Below are 4,600 nucleotides of genomic sequence, written 5' to 3'. Positions count from 1 at the left end.
CACGTAAGAATACGGAATGCGGTACATCCTTATAATCTATAACAAACTTGTCTATCGAAACCTGTGTTTCCATCGCCTGTTCTTCCCCTATTTATGCTCGTACTTGTATAAAATTTAACACTTAGTACACTAATTAAATAATCATAATCTTCTCAATCTATGTATGTGAAAATGCAAAAAAAAGCACTTGTCGCCTATATATAGACAATCAAGTGCTTTAAGTTCATATCTTTTCTAAATTTATTAATATCTTTAAGTTTTCATAAGTTTGTAAGTTTCATATTTTTATATTGACAGTATGACATCTTTTTCATTTCTTGACAAGTGTCATGTTTAAACCCGTGAGTCTATTCAATCTCGTGAGTTTTTTACTTACGATACTTATGAATGGTCCTATATAGTAAAATGGCATCTCGCCCTATTCTCGTTCCTATTGCCTTAGTATTAAAATAATGCTAATACTCCTTGATGGTATAACCTTCATGAGTTATTAATGTGAATTCGAGAATATTTTTAACTGTAAACAAGTTAAAAAGAGCGTCTTTCATTGTACTCTTGTCTATCGCCACGAGCTTCGTCGTTCTCGTATGTAAATATAAATCGAGTAATAAGTGTGATAGTTTTACCTTTTAGTCACTGCAATCAATTTCGTACGTCTGCTAACTATCATGAGCTTCAAAAGCAAATAGAAAAAGAAAAACCTTGACTGAGTGATAAGCACTCAATCAAGATTTTTTGAGTATTAATCTTTAGGTAAAAATAAGTTGCCCATAAATTCTGTAAAACTTTTCGCAATCAAACTCATATATTTATAAGAGGGTTGAAAATCTTCTTCATCAAACTCCTCCATATCCAAACTCCAATAATAAACGCACCCAACGTCATTACCCGAAGTGGAAATGCAAATTATATTATCTATAGGATCATTTCCAATAGCAAGTAAATTTGAAGGTATAATTTGTTCTCGATTAAATTCATCGTACATTGAAATTAGATTTGGTTCAGAATTTTTAGTAATTGGAAACAAGAGCATGAGTGATGAAGTATGCTTCCCGTCTATAGTTTCAAATCTCCTAACAACCGGTTTTCCTCCATTAAATTCTATCAAGAAATTCTTATAATCTTCTGGTAATATGATATTTTGGGTATATTCGAACGTATTAATTTCTGTTATATTAGTACGCTCAAAACTTACTTCTAATTTTATATTCATAATACCCTCCCAAAAAATAAATTATTCATCATCTTCATGAAGTCGCTCAATTAATTCTGTAAATGTATCACATATCCTTAAAAACTTATTCTCTTCATCCTCTGTTTCGTGATCGTAGAAAATAATAATCGGCGATTCTTTATCTTGTCTATAATCAAAACAAATAAGGTTCCCAAATGGGTCCTTTGCAAACGGAAAAATCCCTTCCGGTAAATATTCAGAGACTATATCGTAAACTTCTAAAATATTTGCTTCTTCATTTGTAAAACTTAATAAACATGAAAATACTACATCATTGTCTTCATCGATATTAAATACGTCTGGTTCTGGGTATCCGCCGTTAAAAAGCTTGACACATTCTTTATAGTCTTGTGGGAAATTTATTTCAAAATATCGTTCAACATTTTGAATAACTTCATCACTTATTGGTTCATCTGGTTCGATCCATTCTACGTTATTCATGTTCTCAACTCCCAAAATAGCAGTAAATCTTCGTTAAAGTTTACCTTCTCTCCCTTTCCTTCCTCCACCCCACAATGATCTCCCACCTGTATGCTTGGCAACTTCATGCTCATAATAGTCAACTAACTGCATTTTACCAGCATCTTGATGATGGTGCCATGTTAAAGATTTCGGAACTTTTCCTTTCTTTATTAGCTTTAGTTCTTTTTCTGTGAACTTCTTTCCTAATTCAGGTTTCTCTTCAATTTTTTGTGCCAGTTCCTTAGTCAGGTGCCTAAATTGTCTAGAATCAGATTTTAAGTATAAAAATTTTGGAAGTTCAGATTGATGTTTGCTTGAAAATACAGGATAACCATCTCTATCATAAGTAACCTTATATTCTTTTCCATTCTTTTTAGATACTAAGTTATAAGTTATTGTTCCATCTTCATTAACCGCACGCTTTTTGAATTCTCTAGGTTGAATCGGCTTTCTCTTTGTATTGGGTTTATCTTTAACCGTACCCTATGTTGTAATCTTAAAATCTAAAAGTAAAAAATAACCCATCTAAAACCTTATTAAACTACTTCTCTCTCTTTTATTATCGGTAATTTATAAGCAGTTTTATTTTTCATCATCCCATAAATAATGTTCACAAGCCTTCTCATGATACAAACCAATGCTTGTCCCTTTGTTTTTCCTTCTTTCAGTTTTCGTTGGTAATATTCATAAAACACTGGATTCCGTGGTAGTTTACTTCCTTTCGCTACTTGCACCTGTTGAACTGCTAAGTTATAAAATAAAGCGTGTAACGCCCGATTTCCCTGTTTGCTTTTTTGTTCCTTACCTTTCCCACCAGACCCAAAGTAAACAGGTGCAATACCCGCGAATCGTGCTAATTTATTGGCATTTGGAAATCTTCTCACATCACCAATTTCTGCAATTAATGCCGATGCAGTCACAAGTTCAATACCAGGCATCGTATCTAACTGGAAATCTAATAAACTCATTAATTCTTTTAATTCTCTTTCCACATGACTTATTTCTTGTTTTTTAAATAAAATGTCTCGCACAATGCTTCTCACTAAAAAGTCTCTTGTTTCTTGATACTCTTTTACTGTGTGTCCATCTTCTTTTACAAGCTTCAATATGTCATTGGCTTTTTTTACCGAACAAGCATTGTTACTTACATCTAGTAAAAAAACAGTTAATTGTTTCACACTAACATCCTCTAAACAAAACGGTGACGGATATTTATTCCAAAATGCTAATGCTGTTTTCCCGTCTACTTCCGAGAAAAACTTTTTATAGCTCGGATAATGATGACTCAATTGAATATGTAATTGGTTCTTTAATGCACTTTGCGCCTTTACTAACGCATTTCTTCTAGTGACCAGTTGTTGTATCGACCAAAATAAATCATGCGGCTTTACATCTGGTAATTGGTCAAGTTTGTTTACAAGTATGCGTGCTACACACTCCGCATCCCAACTATCATTTTTTTGTGTCGTCATATGGCTCTTTCGTTCCGCGAATGACAAAGCTGGATTCACTTCTTTTACAATCTGTTCGTGGTCCACTAAATACTTCGCTAATGCACGACCATACCCTCCAACATCTTCTAAACCAAATATAGGTGTTAGCCCTTCATCAATATAATTACCCACTTCTAGTAAAAACTTTGAAAATGCAGATGGTTTATTTTCAAACTGTATTTCTCCTAGCTTCTCCTGCCAACAATTAATGATGACAGCCGTATGATGGTGTTTATGTAAATCTACTCCCACATACAAGTGTTTTTGTCTTACATGCATATGCCCATCCTCCTATTTAATTGAATAAAAATGCCGGCAACCTTAGTTCGAGCGTTCACCTTTTGGTTCGCATTGGTACGAAAGCCTATCCATTTTCATCGCTATATAGTAACTTATAAGAAAATGAGTCCCTTTTTTAAGTAATCTTTTAAATTATTGCTTCATGTTTGCCATTTGCTTGTATTTGTCCATATGTATATATCCCTTGATAAAAGCTTTCTCTATCTAACATGCGCTTCACTTGTACTTTGGTAAATCTTTTCCCTTTCTCCGTTCGATGTCCTTCTATATTGAGTCGTTCTGCCAATTGAGTCAGTGACCAATGCTTAAAAAAGTGTCGTAACTCAAATAGCCTACGTACAACTATCGCTTTCTCTGTATCGACCTCTAATACTTTTTGTCCTTTCTTTACTGTGTAACCAAACATGACACCGCCACCTGCATAGCCACCTTGTTCAGCTTTTTTCTTCCTGCCCCTACTTAGCTTTAATGCAATCTCTAATCGTTGATATTGGTCTAACAGCTCCAACATGCCGTTCACTAAAAAATCATTTGGTTCATGCGTGTATATACTGTAATTTGGTTGTTCAATCGCTTTTACATCTACTTGATACTTCTTTAGCTCTCGTTGGATTAACACTTTCGCCATATCCGAGCGCCACAATCGAGATGTATTCAGTACAATCACTTGGCTTACTTGGTGATAGGCTATATCTGACAATAGCTCTTGCAAACCTTCTCGTTCAATGGTTAATCCATCTTCATCCACTGTCGCTCCACTGAGTCCTCTATCTTCGTATATGTGAAGCAGTTGTAGTTTATTTTCTTCACAGTACCGTTCAATTTCTTCTACTTGATATGCTAAACTATATCCTTCACGTACTTGCCCTTCTGTTGAAACTCGTACATAACCAACTACTTTTTCTGCCATATCAAACTCCCTCCCGTTACAGCAATTAAAGTCCCTGTAACGCTTACCCTTTTTTTGCGGATAACTTGTGTGTAACGTATATCCGTTACAACATACTGTACGACCTTACCCAAAATCTGCACAACCCTTTATTTTATAGTCGTTTTTTCTCTATCATGGTCGTACACTATACATAACCGTTACAATCTAGAAAAAGAGGTG

General features: G+C 34.4%; 5 protein-coding genes. All 5 read right to left on the bottom strand.

Features of this window, described 5'->3' with window-relative positions:
• Nucleotides 1-742: 742 nt before the first annotated feature.
• The 5 genes from BFA01S_RS20930 to BFA01S_RS20910 all read right to left on the bottom strand — a co-directional run bounded on the left by BFA01S_RS20930 (nucleotide 743) and on the right by BFA01S_RS20910 (nucleotide 4,399).
• The gene (locus BFA01S_RS20930; protein ID WP_066235494.1) at nucleotides 743-1,213 is read right to left on the bottom strand and encodes an SMI1/KNR4 family protein; all 471 of its coding nucleotides are present in this window, start codon (nucleotides 1,211-1,213) and stop codon (nucleotides 743-745) included.
• Between the two features lie 21 nt (nucleotides 1,214-1,234).
• Nucleotides 1,235-1,675, bottom strand: coding sequence for an SMI1/KNR4 family protein (locus tag BFA01S_RS20925; protein ID WP_066235491.1), 441 nt, complete (start codon nucleotides 1,673-1,675; stop codon nucleotides 1,235-1,237).
• A gap of 33 nt (nucleotides 1,676-1,708) precedes the next feature.
• The gene (locus BFA01S_RS20920; RefSeq protein WP_235843090.1) at nucleotides 1,709-2,092 is read right to left on the bottom strand and encodes an HNH endonuclease; all 384 of its coding nucleotides are present in this window, start codon (nucleotides 2,090-2,092) and stop codon (nucleotides 1,709-1,711) included.
• Nucleotides 2,093-2,232: 140 nt separating this feature from the next.
• A complete protein-coding gene (locus BFA01S_RS20915) occupies nucleotides 2,233-3,468 on the bottom strand; it encodes an IS110 family RNA-guided transposase (protein WP_066235489.1) in 1,236 nt (411 codons plus the stop codon).
• 148 nt (nucleotides 3,469-3,616) lie between these two features.
• Nucleotides 3,617-4,399, bottom strand: coding sequence for a recombinase family protein (locus BFA01S_RS20910; protein ID WP_066235487.1), 783 nt, complete (start codon nucleotides 4,397-4,399; stop codon nucleotides 3,617-3,619).
• Nucleotides 4,400-4,600 lie beyond the last annotated feature (201 nt).

Source organism: Metabacillus fastidiosus NBRC 101226 (genome assembly GCF_001591625.1).
In the GTDB taxonomy this organism is placed as follows: domain Bacteria; phylum Bacillota; class Bacilli; order Bacillales; family Bacillaceae; genus Metabacillus; species Metabacillus fastidiosus.
Note: the sequence above shows the minus strand (reverse complement) of the source record. Positions and strands in the feature narration are given on the sequence as shown.

What these genes read in the sequence shown, in the direction of transcription:
- BFA01S_RS20930 (WP_066235494.1), bottom strand. Translation starts at nt 1,213, where the DNA reads ATGAATATAAAATTAGAAGTAAGTTTTGAGCGTACTAATATAACAGAA.
- BFA01S_RS20925 (WP_066235491.1), bottom strand. Translation starts at nt 1,675, where the DNA reads ATGAATAACGTAGAATGGATCGAACCAGATGAACCAATAAGTGATGAA.
- BFA01S_RS20915 (WP_066235489.1), bottom strand. Translation starts at nt 3,468, where the DNA reads ATGCATGTAAGACAAAAACACTTGTATGTGGGAGTAGATTTACATAAA.
- BFA01S_RS20910 (WP_066235487.1), bottom strand. Translation starts at nt 4,399, where the DNA reads ATGGCAGAAAAAGTAGTTGGTTATGTACGAGTTTCAACAGAAGGGCAA.